Consider the following 14494-nt stretch of genomic DNA (forward strand, 5'->3'; position numbering starts at 1 on the left):
TTCTTTGATAGCTAAGAGATATTCTTATAATAATCTTTTAAGTTTTTTCTTTACAATTTAAACTCTGAAATCCAATTTTCATTTACAACTAGTTGTTTATTCTTTAAAATATCATTTAAGTAATTAATATCTATTGAATAATCAGAAACTACATAATCACTTTTTGAAAATTCAGAATATGATTTGTAAATAAGTTCTCCCTCATACGAATAACTGATTACTATTTCTTTAGCTCCATTTTCTTCATTAATTTTAATTAGTTGTTTACCGTTTATCGAATTTTCCCAATAAAGATTTTCATTTAATTCAATATCAAAATTAATATTAACAATGTAAGTGAATACTTTCTTTTTGATATTAACAGAAAAAACAGGAAAACAGTATTTATATATTTCTTTTATATTATTTTCTTCAACAAAGGATTTAAATTTCCCAATATGTAAATCTTTGGCTTCGTTAAATAATTTATCTATTTCGTTATTATTCATAGTTCAAGTTGTTTTCATAGTATTTGATCCATTTTAATCTATCAATTTCTGATCTAATTAATATATCGTCTGTAGGTAAACTACCAAAAATGTAAGGCTCATCCACAGTATTGCCCCAAATTGCACTTCTTTTCTGATTCATCATGTCCAAAAATGGCCTATCTTTAGGACCCGGAGTTATGCTGCTTCCAGGTGGGTGGGTATGACCGGAGAATTTGCCATATTTTCCTTGAGTTAATTCATCTAAGAATTTCTGATTAGGAACTTTTATTACGTTATTCTTACCTCTCATAATTAATCTTCTTGATCCTAAAGTAAACATATTAAACTCATCACCTGTTACATTTGTAAGCTTTAGCAGATCTTTCATCGAAACACCTTTTTTCGGTAAAAAAGCATAATCTCCAGACTTCGGCAATTTCTCCAAGATGGATAATTGTCTCTTTTTTAAAGAACTGACAAGCTCTAATGAATAATCTCCAACTTTTTTGCGATCAGATGTATTAATAATATTTCTCTCTTTATTTAAAGTCTGTACTTCATTAGCATCTTGAATAGATTGTGATAATTTTTTTCTAATACTTTCTCCATTTTGAGATGAAATGTTTTCAAATATATCACTTTTCGTAGCTTTCACCTTAAAATACTCAGAAGGAATTTCGCCTTTAATTAAAATTTCCTTATCCCGAACACTATTGTTAAGATCTCTTACGGCATCATCTACTCTTTTTTGATTTTTAGGCGTTGGATTTTCCTCAAATCTTTTCATCGCCTGATCTATTTTGGTTTGCAGTTCTGCCTGTACTTTTTCAGGTCTTAAAACCTCTACTTCACTTATTTTACCTGCAGCAATGTCCGCTTCCAGTCTTTTGATGTCCACTTCAATCACATTGTCGCCATACGTTTTGCCAATACCCGGACCTTCTTCGGAGAAAGAAGTGTAAGGACTTTTGCTTTTCATCGGCTCACTTCCTCTTACATGGTCCGAAACAGTAGCACTCCCGTTTTTATCAGCAGGCGTTAGATTGCCTTCTTCATTAATATGAGATTTAATTCTTCCTTCTTTTGATCCTTTAGGAGAATAAGGAGTGTTGTCCTGTCTGAATACGCTTTCTTCAAATGTATTTTCTTTTGCCTGAGCCGACTTCACATTTTCCTCTTGAATGTTAGATTTTCCTTTACCTTTATCCCTGGCAAAAGGCTGGTCATGCATTCTGTCCGGAACCGTCTGCTCTTCAAAAGGAAGCTGGTTAAAATTACGTTTTTGTGGTACCGTATTCTTTTTCCTGAAAGGTTCAGTCACCCAGTCCTGTGCTTTTTTATAAGCCGCTTTGAAATTCTGTGCCGCTTTTATCCAGGTTTCTTTTTTGAAAACAGAAGTTATCTTTCGAGGGATGGAAACAATTTTTGCTTTGAGTCCGTTTCTTGCATTAATGAACATCCGTTTGCCAAAAGTTCTCGGATTTGTTTTGGCCAGATTTTTTACGGATGCCCCTCCTTTTTGAGAAGCTTTTCCACCGACCATCGCCAGAATAGCCATTCCGGAATTGGTAATATCACTTTTCAGCTCACCGGAATTTTTAAATAACACTTCAGCCGTTTTTGCCGTATGGATATCATAAATGTTTTTAATGCCATTGAGTACATTTAATCCTAATGCGATGGCCCCGATCCAGAACGTGATCGTTCCCATAGTGATGGTTGCTCCTCCGAGCCAGGCCGCTAATGGAGCCAATCCACCTAATGTAAAAATAGATCCTACGGCAGCTGCCAATGTTAAAATACCCAGTATTCCGGTGATTACCCCTGCAATACCCAGCACTTTATTGGCAATTCCGGCAGCTTTCTGAAGAATCATTCCTACCGGATCTTGTGAGAAACCTTTCCAATTTGTGAGGTCATCCCATATTCCCTGTATTGAATCTGAAACAGTATGATACCACTCTGCAGGATTAAGAATAGAATTGATTAATTTGCCTACATCGGTCCAGGTAATGGATGTAATATCGTTCCAAATACCGGAAAAAGCGAGGGTAATAGACATCCAGAGTCTTTTCAAACCGGTAATCCTGTTCAGGTTTTTGGTCACAAGATTCATTGGTTTTTGTAAGGCATCTTTTCGTTTATTGTTGAAGTTTTCAATCTGGGCATTTCTGATACTTTCAACATTTTCGCTGATTGAGCTTTGCTGCTCAGACTGGTCATTATCATAATTGGCAGTAACCTGCTCAAATTTATCTTTTAACAGATTCTGTTCACCCGGGCTTAATGTCCGGAGAAAAGCGACCTGTTCATCCTGACTTTTTAATTGTGCAAAATCCATTAACAGACGTTCTGAAGGATCAAGCTCTTTTGGAGACTGCTGAATTTTCTCTTTTTCTTTTTGTGTCAGGCTATTTCGTCCCTCAACAGTCGCCATATTCTTATAGTAAGCATTCTGAGTTTTTGTCACCTCATTCTCAATGATGTACGAATCCTGCAATAATCCGTCAGCTTCTTTATTTAATTTTTTGCTTTGTGATTCTGCTTCTTTTAATTTTGGATTCAGCTTTGTTAAGTCATTTTTTGCCTCGGTGTTCTTTTTGGTATCTGCTGCAAGTTTTGCTTTTGATTTTCGCAGAGATGCTCTTGAAGAGAGTGCTTCTTTGTGCATGGCTGCATTTTTGGCTTTGGCCTGCTGTGCATCCTGGGCCAATTTCTGAACGGTATTTCCTGATTGAGATACCGCCTGATTTATCGTTCCTGCATTGGTGTTTAGTTCTTTTAATTTTTGAGTCAGCTTTCCGGAATCGGCATTTTCAGGATCCTGATGCTTCTGCGATCCGCCCAATAAATCGTTGGCTTCCTTATTTAAATCGCTTGCTTTGGTTTTATTTTTCTGGTATTCTTCCCGATAGGTTCCTACCTCCTGTTCAACTTTCTGCTGTCTTTTTACTGAAGTATCCAATCCTTTTTCCAGTTGGCTCACCAGATTCTCTTTAGCCTGTACGCTGTCTTCGGATTTCCGGAGGTCATCGTCTGATTTCCGGATCGCTTTTTCAACTTCTTTTATTTTACTTTTCAGTCCTTTCGCTACATCGTTCTGGGATTTCACCTGCGATTTTGCTTCTACTCCCTGGTCTCTGAACTCCTGTGCGGCAGCAACAAGTCCCAGGATATTAACTGTTGTCTGTGCATCCGGAGCAACTTCAGCCTGCTCACTGTCAACCGCCTTATCCATTCTTGGCGCAACAACAGGTTTAATATTAGCCGGAACGACAACTTTTGTTTCTTTTTCTCCTTTGGTTTTTGGATTTAATTTTTTATTGTCGGAATTTCTTTCATTCTTATTATCTTTTCGAGAAGGTGCAGCCACACTTTTATCCGCAGTCTTTTGTATATTGTTGCTATTAAGATCAGTGATAACCGGTTTAATCTCAGTCTTTTTAATTTCAGCCTTCTTCTCTTTTGGCTTTTGATTTACAACAGGTTTTGGTGCTTCAGGAATTGGATCAGCCTCCTTTACAATTTCTTTTTGCTCTGTTGTTTTTACCGTATTTACAGGTATTTTAACCGCCTGATGAACGGCAGCCTGCTCCTGTAAAGTTTTTGGAATATAGTTTCCGGATTTCAGATTGTGGTAATCCTGCACCTGATTAACATTCAGGGTGGCCATGTATTCTTTTTCCATATTCTTCGTTTCAGGATGGCTGATATTTCCGGTTTGCTGTAAGCTTTCCCGAAGTCTCCCGTACATCACTTCAGAACCCTGATCATAAATGGTTTGTGAACCGTGAACAGCTGTCACGGTACCATGTGAACCGACCGGTTTTTTATCCGTTTTTGCCCCTGATTTGGTAATCTGACTTTCAGGCTTTTGGGACTGCATTGCAGCAGCTTTTATTCCCGAAAGGAATCTGGCCATCGGATTTTTGGGTTTTTGTTTTATATTTTGGTTATGATGGGCTTTTTTGACTGCTTCCACAGGTTTTGGTGCTTTCATGATTTAGTTTTTAATTTCATAATTGGATGTAAAAAGACATACAAAACGCAATTGGAATAATTGCGTTTTATATACCTGTTGAATGTGAAAAATCATACCCTGGGCGGGAGATTTTTATTAAAGAATGCAAGTAATCAGAAGTGGCATTAGCTATAATGAGAAACAGGTCATGATGAGGCCACCCCAAGTTTTTATATCTTTTATTTTGATTTCAATTCCGGTTCAAAAATCATATTTTCCGATGAGAAAACCTTAGTTTTTGAACAATGGATTCTGTAGCTGCAGTAATCGTTTTAAAATAATATTACTGTCATGATCTATCCATTTCATAACTTCCGTTTATGGGTTGCTTTTCATCTGATCTTCAGGAAGGCCGATTGTCGGTTCTTCTTTTTTATCAGCCGTTCTATCCGTTCTGACGCCGTATCGGGTTTCGATAAACAGATTTACTGCTTTATCAATCCAGTTGGGCAGATTGGTAGTGATCATCTTTAAATATTTATCATAACCGTAGCCCAACACAAACAAGATTCCTGTGGAATACCATTTGTCATGCAGCTCGGCCCTGTTCATAAGGTAACTCATTGTAAATCCGACGATAACAACGATCATCAATGTAATAATGTGTTCCCACGGCTTTTTTTTTTCCTTGTTCTGTATTGAGATCAAGACCCTTAATAATCCTCCCGAAAATGCAATGGCAGTTCCGATTAACAGGGCTTTTAAACTATCTAAATTCATCTTTTCTCTTATATATATTGATTCAAATTTTTGATTTTGACACTACTTTCAATGTGTCACTATTCAAGGTCCAGTATGTACATATCATCCAAAAACCTTTTGCTTTTCTGCATGTTTTTGTTTTCGTCTGTATATGCAAGTTCATCGATAAGATCACCAATGTCTTTTCTGGGATTTTTTACTATTTCTCTGTTTTTCTTTATTTTTTTTCTTCTCTTTTTCATGGTCTCTGAAATTTTTAAATTGAACATTGTTTTAATCTTTTAAAACTGATTCATCCAAGTAATTTCTTCCCTAAGCTCATTCTTCAGCTTAAACAACAGTAATAAAGCAAAGCGTTTAGCTCGGCATTTACCTTTAAAATAAATTTGGGAAAACTTTCCGGATAACCTTCTGTAAGTATAGTAAGGTTAACTATTTGAATCAGTGCAGTACTTTCTATGCTAGAATAATTCAGGTCTGATTGATGGTTGTTATCAGTTTTAAAAGATTATTGTTGGCCGGTTGATTATAATCTAACCCTGCAGAATAATGTTGTATATTGTTCTTTCAGACAAAAACAGCATCTCTGTTAATTCGGTGACAATCACCTTCATCTGCTTATCCTGATTACGTTTTACATAATCGATGACAAAATCTTTTCTTTTTTCTACTAATTCTTTGCTACGTTTCATGGTTAAAGTTTTTTATGTTAAAAGTTTTTTTTTGAATTACGTACATCTTCAATCTTATTTTCCGGTTGATTAAGTCCATAAGAAATCCTAAAGACCCACTGTAAGCCTTTGATCAGATGTAATTATTATTTAGTTTTTGATTTTTAGAAAAGTTGATAATCTGATATTCTTACTAAAAAATACCATTCAACATTTCTGCTACATTTTACTTATCGTAAACGTTCATTGATGACTGAAGAGATCAATAATCAACAGTTCCGTTTACTGAGAGTAAATTTGTTTAAAGAGCGCAACATTTTTACTGATAACTGTAATTAATCGATATTTTATATGTTAAACAGTAATGTTTGTCAGGATTTCCGGCTTATTTTGATCATAAACAACCGGAAACAATTAAGACAGCTACCTGATTTCTATGAGAATAAAAGATAAAACGCATTCCATTCAGCATAACCTACCACAACATGCACAAAATCTTTTAAAATATAGATTTAAAAACGCACTTTTTACATTTTTAAGATTAGAAATATTTCATTTGTTCTTATCAGCGCCAGATAAAACAATAGATGAGAAATTCTAACCATCATGGCTATTAAGCCTGAAAACTGCATTTAATGTATTGATTTCAAATTTATACCACGTTTTTAAAACATTAAATAAAAATTCAATCATCAATATTATTTTGTATATTTGCAGTGTTCCATCTTAACCGCGAGACAAATATACGAACAATGTTCGCTTTTCAAAATTTATTTGTGAATATTTTTGTATTATTTTACTAAATAACTATAAACACATCAAAATGAACTATTTAGAATTCAAAGAGATTAGAAAAAAACTCAATATGAAGCAGGCAGAGATCGCAAAATCTATTGGAGTTGGCACCAGGGCCGTACAATACTGGGAAAAAGGCGAACGAAAGATCCCGGAAACTACTGCTTATTTTGTGACCAATTTACTTCTGGACCAGGAAAAGAAACAAAGTGAAGACAGCGCGTCACCACTCGCTTTTTCAGATCTGAAAATAATGAACGTTCCGCTTGCCAACCAATATGCACAGGCTGGCTATCTGAGCAGATTTGCAGATGAAGAATATATAGAAAGCTTACCTACAATCCCTTTTACCGATGATGTAGAACACCGTGGCGAATACATGTGTTTTGAAGTAAGAGGAGACAGCATGGACGACGGGTCCTACGAAAGCTATCTTGAAGGTGATATTATCTTATGCAGAAATATCCGGCAGGATTACTGGATGAGCAAGCTGCATTATGATAAATGGGATTTTGTAATCGTTCACAAAGAGAAAGGCATCCTGGTAAAGCGTATCATCAACCATGATGTTGAGAAAGGCATTATCACGCTTCATTCTCTTAATGAATATTACGATGATTTCGAAATCCATCTTGATGATGTTGCCAAACTGTTCAATATCATCAGTACAAGACGTAAAAACAACAGAAGATAACTGAAACCGTCTGACTTAGTAAAGTCTTCTGCTTTGAAGATGTTATTAAGTCAGACAGATAATTTCAGCTTATACTGCATTACAATTAAACGAAGTTGAAACCCCTGTTATTAAACCTGTTGATGGGTTTACATCATAAATTTTACTTCTGTTATAACTTTCGAATCTTATCCATTTAATTCCCATATCTTTAAATCCGCTGCTTGCGGCACCTGTTTCAAAACTCCCCAGATTTGCAGGAGTTGCAGGAGTTATACCGTCACTCAGGTAAATATAGCTTCCTACTTGCGGGACAGACGTTGTGAGATTAATCGCTTTCTGCAACGGACTTTCTGTCCAGCAGATGCTTGCTCCTACTTCATTGCTATTGGTAGGGCTCTTAAATTTCCCCGAAACACAAAAAGCATCATCAAAAGCGTAAGGCGCCTTTTTAGCAATCCAACGTTTAGATTGAAACCTAATTACATTAGACCATATTGAAACTCCGGAAGGAGATTCACAGTGGCTTCTTGCCCTGATATAAAGCACCGTATTGTCGGGAATATTTCCGCCATTCATATAAACATATTCCTGCGGAGAATAGTCGAAATCTACTTTAAAATGAATAATATTTTTAAAGCCTATATCAGTAGCGATCTGATATTCCGGTGTGGCAAGATTGGTGGTATCTACTGTATAATCCATCACAATCTGACCGTCGTCAAGCACATCTACTTTATTAATAGTCGGCTCTTTGCATACCGAACCGCTGCAGTTGCCGATCCTGAAAAAACTCGTTTTCCTGGTAACAACTCCTGAAGCCGTTAATTCTATAACCAGCTCGTATTCTCCCGGTGTCTGAATTTCAGGAAGCGTTACCAAACTTCCACTAGACGGCACCGGATATACAGATTGCACCGTATACGGATCTGCAGAACCTTTAATTTTGTAGTAAGCAGTTACAACCGTTACCGGAGCGGAAGATGTATAATTTATGTTAAATGAAATATTACATGTTGCTATTGCCATTATATTTTATTTTTTTGTTATTTTTCTTGATATGAAAGAGGTGCTAATGAATCCTGAAGATTAATAACACCCCTTTACAATGCTAAAGATTTGCTTTGAGAGGCAGTTCTTTTTACTTCTTATGGTATACTATATTAATAATGGTAATTATCCTTCATATACACTTATCTGCACAAGATCACTGGCAAACGCCCCGCTAATACTATCAATAACTGTCAGTTTAAATTCATACTCTCCGATGACGACGTTTTGTACCGTTAAAGAAGGTGTATTAATATTCGTGAGACTTACTATCGGCCCGGCCGTTTGTTCCCATGAATAGTAGAGAATTGCTGCTCCTGAACCTGTTCCGTTCAGAACAAAAGAGTTTTTAGAGAACGGGAATCTCTGGAATTCACCGGCATATGCTGTTATAGAAGGTACGCTTCCTTCACAGCAATTTCCTTTCGGGAATGAGATATCATTAATTACCGTAACAGGACCATTATACCAATCTCTGATTACTATGGTCTGCGTACATCCGTTACCATTCACATTCGCAGTTATCACAGGAATTGCAGAAGGATTCAGATCGTAGTACGTATAGCTGATATTTCCTTCACCATCCGGTTTCAGATTAACAAAACTACCGTTCTGCCAGAAATCCCAAGTATAATCATAAGTTGTAAAGTTTTGTCCGGAAACCTTAAAGTTCACTTTTGTTGCGTTTGAAGCTCCGACCGGATAAACTACTGAAGCCACCTCTATATGTACATCAGATTCTTTTATTACTTTAATGGTACAGCTTGTAGGTTTTCCATTAACGGTAAAAGCAATTGTCTGCCCATATAATTCAGGACTTACCTTTACCGGATTAAAAACGTACTGTCCGTCAACTATTTCCACACCTCCCTTTAATCCTGCGGCAACGACTGCCTTTACTTCTCCGTTCATCGGGTATACAGTAAATGGTATAGAGCCCGCTTTGGCACAAATAACAGTATTGGGAAGGCTTAATTTAATATCAACTTTCGGGGTGCAACAGATGTAAGGCAGTGAAAAATCTGCAAAAACCACAGGATTTTCCGAAGACTCATAAACAATGATAAAAGTACCTCCTCGCTGCACACCTCGTCTATGCTCCAATCCCGGATGCTTTTCTACATATTCATTAAAGTATGCTTTAAACATATCTTTATTATCCACCAGTTCTTCCAGAGACAGAATCATCACATCAAATCCCAGCTGTTTTTCATCCTTAATCTGATTGAGAAGCTTAAAAACCTTCTGATAATCCATTCCCTGATGGCCTTCAATATTATAGAATGAGTTTCTGTCTATATTAAATTGTAAAGGCTGCAGAATCTGTTCATCCGGCGACAGCCAATTGTTGTATGCTAAATTATCTCTGTATGACCGGTTGCCTGTTTTGTCAAAATTCCACGTCTTCAGAAATTCGTCACTTATGTTGTAATAAAAAGGAACCGCTTTGTTACTGAGAGGATTTAATGCCTGGGACGGGGTAATTTTTATTTGCGTACTGCCGTTATCAGCAACCGTAAAGTTTCTGAAATTCTGTACCTGCTGAAGAAAACAGCTGATCAGCAATCTTACTCTCTGCGTTGTTTTTTCTTCATCTAAAACTGATGAATTATAAAACTGATGTCTTGAAAAATCCAGCTGTCTGTCAGAAATCAATTTCCCCAGCATGATATGTTTTGGGAAAGAATCAAGATCCGGAAGGTTTACCGTAAATGCTTTTGGCAGTAATTTTATCACTTCACAATAGGTATCTGCTAAATCTTTTACGACATCATAGGCATACTGAAAACCTGCTTTCTGAGCAAGAAAGCTTTCCAGTGTATTTCTGAAGCCCTGATAATACGCAGTCGGAAGTCCTATTAACTGGGCAATAGCATTGATTTTCTCAAAAATAACTTTACCATATTCATTGTTTTCCAAAACATCGGAATACAGATCTTTTATATCGTCAGACGAAAAAGATGCATCAGTACCCTGTTCTGCAATAAGCTTTTCTACAATAACACGCTCCTGCTTTCCATATTTCAGGATATCTTCTATAAACAGAGGATGAGGTTGAATACGATCCATCGGAGCTGGTTTGAGTTCACCGCTAACCGGATCTTTTACAAGAACATCTTCTCCAAGAATATTCATGATTCCATCTGCCGTAGTTACTAATACTTTGAGATTGCGGATCTGCTGAACCCCATGGTTGTCACAGTCGACTCCTCTGCAGGGGTTAACTTCTTTTTCGTAGCTTTCAAGATATAGCAGGAGATATTTATCCTGTATATTGCCAAGAGTATTTATGGGCTGAAAATCCAGATCCGCTTCCTTAGCAGTGGCAAGTTCCCAAAGTTCAACCTGTTTACCGAGACCGTTATCTTCGCGAAAGGGCTCGTATTTCACCCTGAAGTCGTCATACACTTTGAAATGTGTATATTCTTTATTTTGTATATCAATGGTTTTGAGGTCACTTACATACAAATCTTCACTTACCTTGTTCGTATTGTTCAGGGTAAGCAGATCACCGTCGGTGGTTACCGCCACACCCTGAGAGAGCCGTATACTGCTCAGGAGTTTATCGGTATAAATAAGTTCGGGTTTAAAGCCGCATACAATACCTACTCCCTGAAGCATTACTCTGGATAAACGATCCTGATCTTCAAAAAAATCTAAAAACTCGTTAAACTGCGTATGCTTTACGTACTGCCCTTTACTGAATTTACGGTACTGGATTGATATATTATTTAATTGATTATTCATTATTATTAATTTTTTAATGATTTTTGAAGAAGTCTTATAAGCTTCCCAGGCAGAAGGTCTCTGCCTGAGAAGTATATAATGATAGAATGTAAGTTCTAAATCTGTGATTTCTTAATCATATTAACCTCCACAACCGTTTATAATTGCAGTTCTAATAGCAATTGCATCATAGCTCGGGTTCCATGAACCCCCTGTTCCTTCAGCCAGTTCTTTCCAGATGTATCTTTCTTGAATCTGATAATTGACCCCGGCTCCCAGAACTATCACTTTGATGGACTTGGACAGACAGATGTTTTTCAGTCTGGTGATTTCAGCTACGTCAAGGCCGTTGGCAATATCATCGTTACCACCCGGTGTAATATCCGTAATGAGGATTACATACTTAGCTACACCGCTTCTGAATGCTCCGGCAAAATCGTACTCCACCACTCTGCTCAATGCCATATCCGTAGGTTCAGGGGCTCCGGATCCGTTTCCGATGCTTAAACCGCCCGACGGGTTATTCATTTTACCGAGCTGGCTGGTAAATGAGGACTTATTATTATTAGACATTACTTCCATTGCCGTAATCCACTGGAATTTTGAACCGATTCCTGTATTGATAAATCTCTGAGCGGCAGGCAGACTTGTGTATGCTGCAGCCGAGCTATAGCTGGAATTGGTTCCGGATGTATTTTCATCCGCCAATACAATACCTAATCTGTACGGATTAGTTCCTGATTGTGCCTGAATTGTATCTATGATATTGTTGGCTCCGGTTTTGGCAGCTTCAATCTGACCACCCATACTTCCCGTGTAATCAAATATGAAAACAACGTCCATACCCGAATTACATGGAGGCGGACCAATTTTAACGGTAACCGTTGCGATGTTACTGTCTAATTCGCCATCGTTGATATGATAGGTAAACGAGTCTGAAAGAGTATTGGTTCCGTTGTGGGTATACCTGATTTTACCATCCGGTCTCAACGTTGCTGTTCCGTGTGCCGGCTGCGTATTAATAATAACGCTTAACGGTGTATTTCCTAAATCGTAATCGTTATCTTTTACCGCGATATCCACAAATCCTTCGTTTGCTACGGAAACATAGTCGTTTACTGCTACCGGAGCAGATTTAACCTTAACAAATACCGTAGCGATATTACTGTCATCCTTACCGTCATTAACGCAATACGTGAATGAATCTTCAAGATTGGCCGAACCATCATGCGTATAAGTGAATGTGCTGTTGCTGTTTAATACTACCGATCCATAAGCCGGATTTGATTTTTTAATAACTGTTAACGGATTATTGTCTGCATCATAATCATTATCCAACACAGCAATTGTTACCGTTTTACCAAGCAGACACGTAGCATTGTCATCTTTAGCAAGAGGCGGAATGTTCGGTTTTTCTTTCGAACAGCACAGGTAAGGCAATGAGAAATCTGCAAGAACCTGGTTGCTGGCTTCCGACTGGTAAATTAATACAAAAGTACCTCCGCGTTCTACACCAGCCAAGTGTTCCAGACCAGACTTCCTGTCTAAAAATTCACTTAAAAGCTCGCTTACCACGTCATCTTTTTTAGGATCCTGCCTTACAACGGTGACGCCATCTCCTTCTTTGGAAAAATCTGCTTTGTTGAGCAATCTTAATTTTTCGTCGAGTTTGGAAATATTGAAGAGTGTAGTTTGTGAATCGGCTTTCTGTTTGCTGATGTCACTTGAAATCGATACCAACTGCTTTCTTAAATCATCAATTGATACGGTTTCCTTGCCCGGTTCAACCGGTGTTTCACCTTTTTGTAAAACCAGAGCGATCACGTCAAAAGCCAGTCCGTACTGAGCTTTAAGATCGTTGATGTTCTGCAGCGCCGTTTTATAAGGCATGCCGAGATGGCCTTCGATTCTGTAAAAATCATTGTCATCAATATTGTAATTCAAAGGGTTCTGAATAAAGTCTTCTCCCGCAAGATTGGCTGTATGATAACTTAAATTGTAAGTTTCCCGGTCTGTTTTTGTTTTTTCATAATTCCATTTATTCAATAATACTCTGTCTACATTATAATAATACGGAATAGCTTTATCACCTAATCTTACAAACTGATTGGAAGGAGTGATTTTAACAGGTCCAATATAAGACTGGAATCCGTTGATTTTCTGCACAAAACGATTGGCTAGCATTACCACTCTTTCATAATTTTCATCATCTGCCGTAGTAACCGGAGCATGATAAAAACCGTGACGGTAAAGCGTATTTTCGCCTAATCCGATTGTTGCTCCTACCCGACCCAGCATGAGGTGTTTCGGAAATGAATTTATGCTTGGACAGCATTCTGCATTAAGATGAAGAATCAGCCCTTTTATTTCATTGTAAGTATCAATTAAATCTTTCAGTAAATCATACCGGTATTGATAATCATCCAGCCTTAATGTACCTATAGGGTATAATAAAGAATTCAGTTTATCAAGGAGATTCTGGCCACCAAAGTTGAGTCCTATATTAAAAGCACCGGCGATTGCATTAAAACCATTGCTTAACTGTGTAACAGGAGTTAAGGCATTCTGAAATCTGGTTTTTAAATCTGCTGCTCTTGCGATATTTTTATCGAGAATAACTCTTTTAGCTTCTAATTTAGGCAACTGATCAAACAGCACCTGGTAAGTATTATGCGCTTTATAGATAGTGTCTTTTGCATCCCCCGAAGAGAAAAGATCGAGAACCGATTCCGAATCTGCCAAAAGCACTTTAAGATCAGACACCTGCTCGGCACCGTTATGGTCGCAATCTGCATCCTGACAAGGTGTTTCATCATTAGAATAACTTTCTAAGTAAAGAATAATCACCTTATTGCTGATGGCAGCTCCCAATTCTTTTATATTTTTAAACCCATTTCCGGCCGGAAGCTTATCATATTCATCCTGTGTGATTAATTCCAGAAGAGGTATTTGCTGGCCGCCGATCCGGAAGTGTTTGTATTCAACCTGATCAGTATAATTCCTGAAATATTTATAGCTATTGGCATCAAAATTTACGGTAACCTCTGAAGAGGCGCTTCCTTTTTTACGCAAGGTGATCATATCCCCGTCTGTAGTGACCCCGACACCCTGTGTGATCACAACGCCGTCATAATCTACAAGATCCAGCTTCTGGATCTGCGAAAGTTCTTCCATAGAAAGTTCTGCACGGGGAATTGAAATGGGAGCAAGATAGACCGATTCGAAACCACAAGCCAGTCCTACACCGCTTAACCGGGTTCTTGACATCCTGTCCTGATCTTCAAAATAATCTATAAATTCGTTTAATTGCCCCTCAGTTAACGCCTGATTTTCGTTGAACTTTCTATATTGGGTTGTTACGTTATCTAATTTGGTATTCATTGTT

Annotated in this window: 9 protein-coding genes; 1 reads left to right on the top strand and 8 read right to left on the bottom strand. The window is 37.5% G+C overall.

Annotated features, from left to right (window positions below; all coding sequences use genetic code 11):
- Window positions 1-50: 50 nt before the first annotated feature.
- The 5 genes from HHL20_RS10250 to HHL20_RS10270 all read right to left on the bottom strand — a co-directional run bounded on the left by HHL20_RS10250 (window position 51) and on the right by HHL20_RS10270 (window position 5885).
- Window positions 51-488 (bottom strand): hypothetical protein, encoded by a 438-nt coding sequence (locus tag HHL20_RS10250; protein ID WP_169231031.1) that lies wholly within the window; start codon window positions 486-488, stop codon window positions 51-53.
- Window positions 481-4470, bottom strand: a complete 3990-nt coding sequence (locus HHL20_RS10255) for a coiled-coil domain-containing protein (protein WP_169231032.1) — start codon at window positions 4468-4470, stop codon at window positions 481-483. Before HHL20_RS10255 ends, HHL20_RS10250 begins: the two co-directional genes overlap by 8 nt.
- A 339-nt stretch (window positions 4471-4809) precedes the next feature.
- Window positions 4810-5211 carry a hypothetical protein gene (locus HHL20_RS10260; RefSeq protein WP_169231033.1) on the bottom strand — a complete coding sequence of 134 codons (402 nt, stop codon included), beginning with the start codon at window positions 5209-5211 and terminating at the stop codon, window positions 4810-4812.
- A gap of 59 nt (window positions 5212-5270) precedes the next feature.
- Window positions 5271-5435: a hypothetical protein gene (locus HHL20_RS10265; RefSeq protein ID WP_169231034.1), complete on the bottom strand. Its 165-nt coding sequence runs from the start codon at window positions 5433-5435 to the stop codon at window positions 5271-5273.
- A gap of 291 nt (window positions 5436-5726) precedes the next feature.
- Complete coding sequence (locus HHL20_RS10270; RefSeq protein ID WP_169231035.1) at window positions 5727-5885, bottom strand: hypothetical protein; 159 nt, start codon at window positions 5883-5885, stop codon at window positions 5727-5729.
- A gap of 802 nt (window positions 5886-6687) precedes the next feature.
- Here HHL20_RS10270 and HHL20_RS10275 point away from each other — a divergent pair.
- Complete coding sequence (locus HHL20_RS10275; RefSeq protein WP_228463157.1) at window positions 6688-7353, top strand: S24 family peptidase; 666 nt, start codon at window positions 6688-6690, stop codon at window positions 7351-7353.
- Between the two features lie 69 nt (window positions 7354-7422).
- Here the strand turns inward: HHL20_RS10275 and HHL20_RS10280 are convergent, their stop codons facing one another.
- From HHL20_RS10280 to HHL20_RS10290, 3 genes are all read right to left on the bottom strand, one after another.
- Window positions 7423-8361 carry a hypothetical protein gene (locus tag HHL20_RS10280; RefSeq protein WP_169231036.1) on the bottom strand — a complete coding sequence of 313 codons (939 nt, stop codon included), beginning with the start codon at window positions 8359-8361 and terminating at the stop codon, window positions 7423-7425.
- A 147-nt stretch (window positions 8362-8508) separates the two neighbouring features.
- On the bottom strand, window positions 8509-11130 hold the full coding sequence (locus HHL20_RS10285) for a PKD domain-containing protein (protein ID WP_169231037.1): 2622 nt from the start codon (window positions 11128-11130) through the stop codon (window positions 8509-8511).
- Between the two features lie 120 nt (window positions 11131-11250).
- The gene (locus HHL20_RS10290; RefSeq protein ID WP_169231038.1) at window positions 11251-14490 is read right to left on the bottom strand and encodes an Ig-like domain-containing protein; all 3240 of its coding nucleotides are present in this window, start codon (window positions 14488-14490) and stop codon (window positions 11251-11253) included.
- Window positions 14491-14494: the final 4 nt, after the last annotated feature.

The organism is Chryseobacterium cheonjiense (assembly GCF_012927265.1).
In the GTDB taxonomy this organism is placed as follows: domain Bacteria; phylum Bacteroidota; class Bacteroidia; order Flavobacteriales; family Weeksellaceae; genus Chryseobacterium; species Chryseobacterium cheonjiense.

Excerpts from the sequence above, each read along its gene's own strand:
- HHL20_RS10250 (WP_169231031.1), bottom strand. The coding sequence starts at position 488 with ATGAATAATAACGAAATAGATAAATTATTTAACGAAGCCAAAGATTTA.
- HHL20_RS10255 (WP_169231032.1), bottom strand. The coding sequence starts at position 4,470 with ATGAAAGCACCAAAACCTGTGGAAGCAGTCAAAAAAGCCCATCATAAC.
- HHL20_RS10260 (WP_169231033.1), bottom strand. The coding sequence starts at position 5,211 with ATGAATTTAGATAGTTTAAAAGCCCTGTTAATCGGAACTGCCATTGCA.
- HHL20_RS10265 (WP_169231034.1), bottom strand. The coding sequence starts at position 5,435 with ATGAAAAAGAGAAGAAAAAAAATAAAGAAAAACAGAGAAATAGTAAAA.
- HHL20_RS10270 (WP_169231035.1), bottom strand. The coding sequence starts at position 5,885 with ATGAAACGTAGCAAAGAATTAGTAGAAAAAAGAAAAGATTTTGTCATC.
- HHL20_RS10275 (WP_228463157.1), top strand. The coding sequence starts at position 6,688 with ATGAACTATTTAGAATTCAAAGAGATTAGAAAAAAACTCAATATGAAG.
- HHL20_RS10280 (WP_169231036.1), bottom strand. The coding sequence starts at position 8,361 with ATGGCAATAGCAACATGTAATATTTCATTTAACATAAATTATACATCT.
- HHL20_RS10285 (WP_169231037.1), bottom strand. The coding sequence starts at position 11,130 with ATGAATAATCAATTAAATAATATATCAATCCAGTACCGTAAATTCAGT.
- HHL20_RS10290 (WP_169231038.1), bottom strand. The coding sequence starts at position 14,490 with ATGAATACCAAATTAGATAACGTAACAACCCAATATAGAAAGTTCAAC.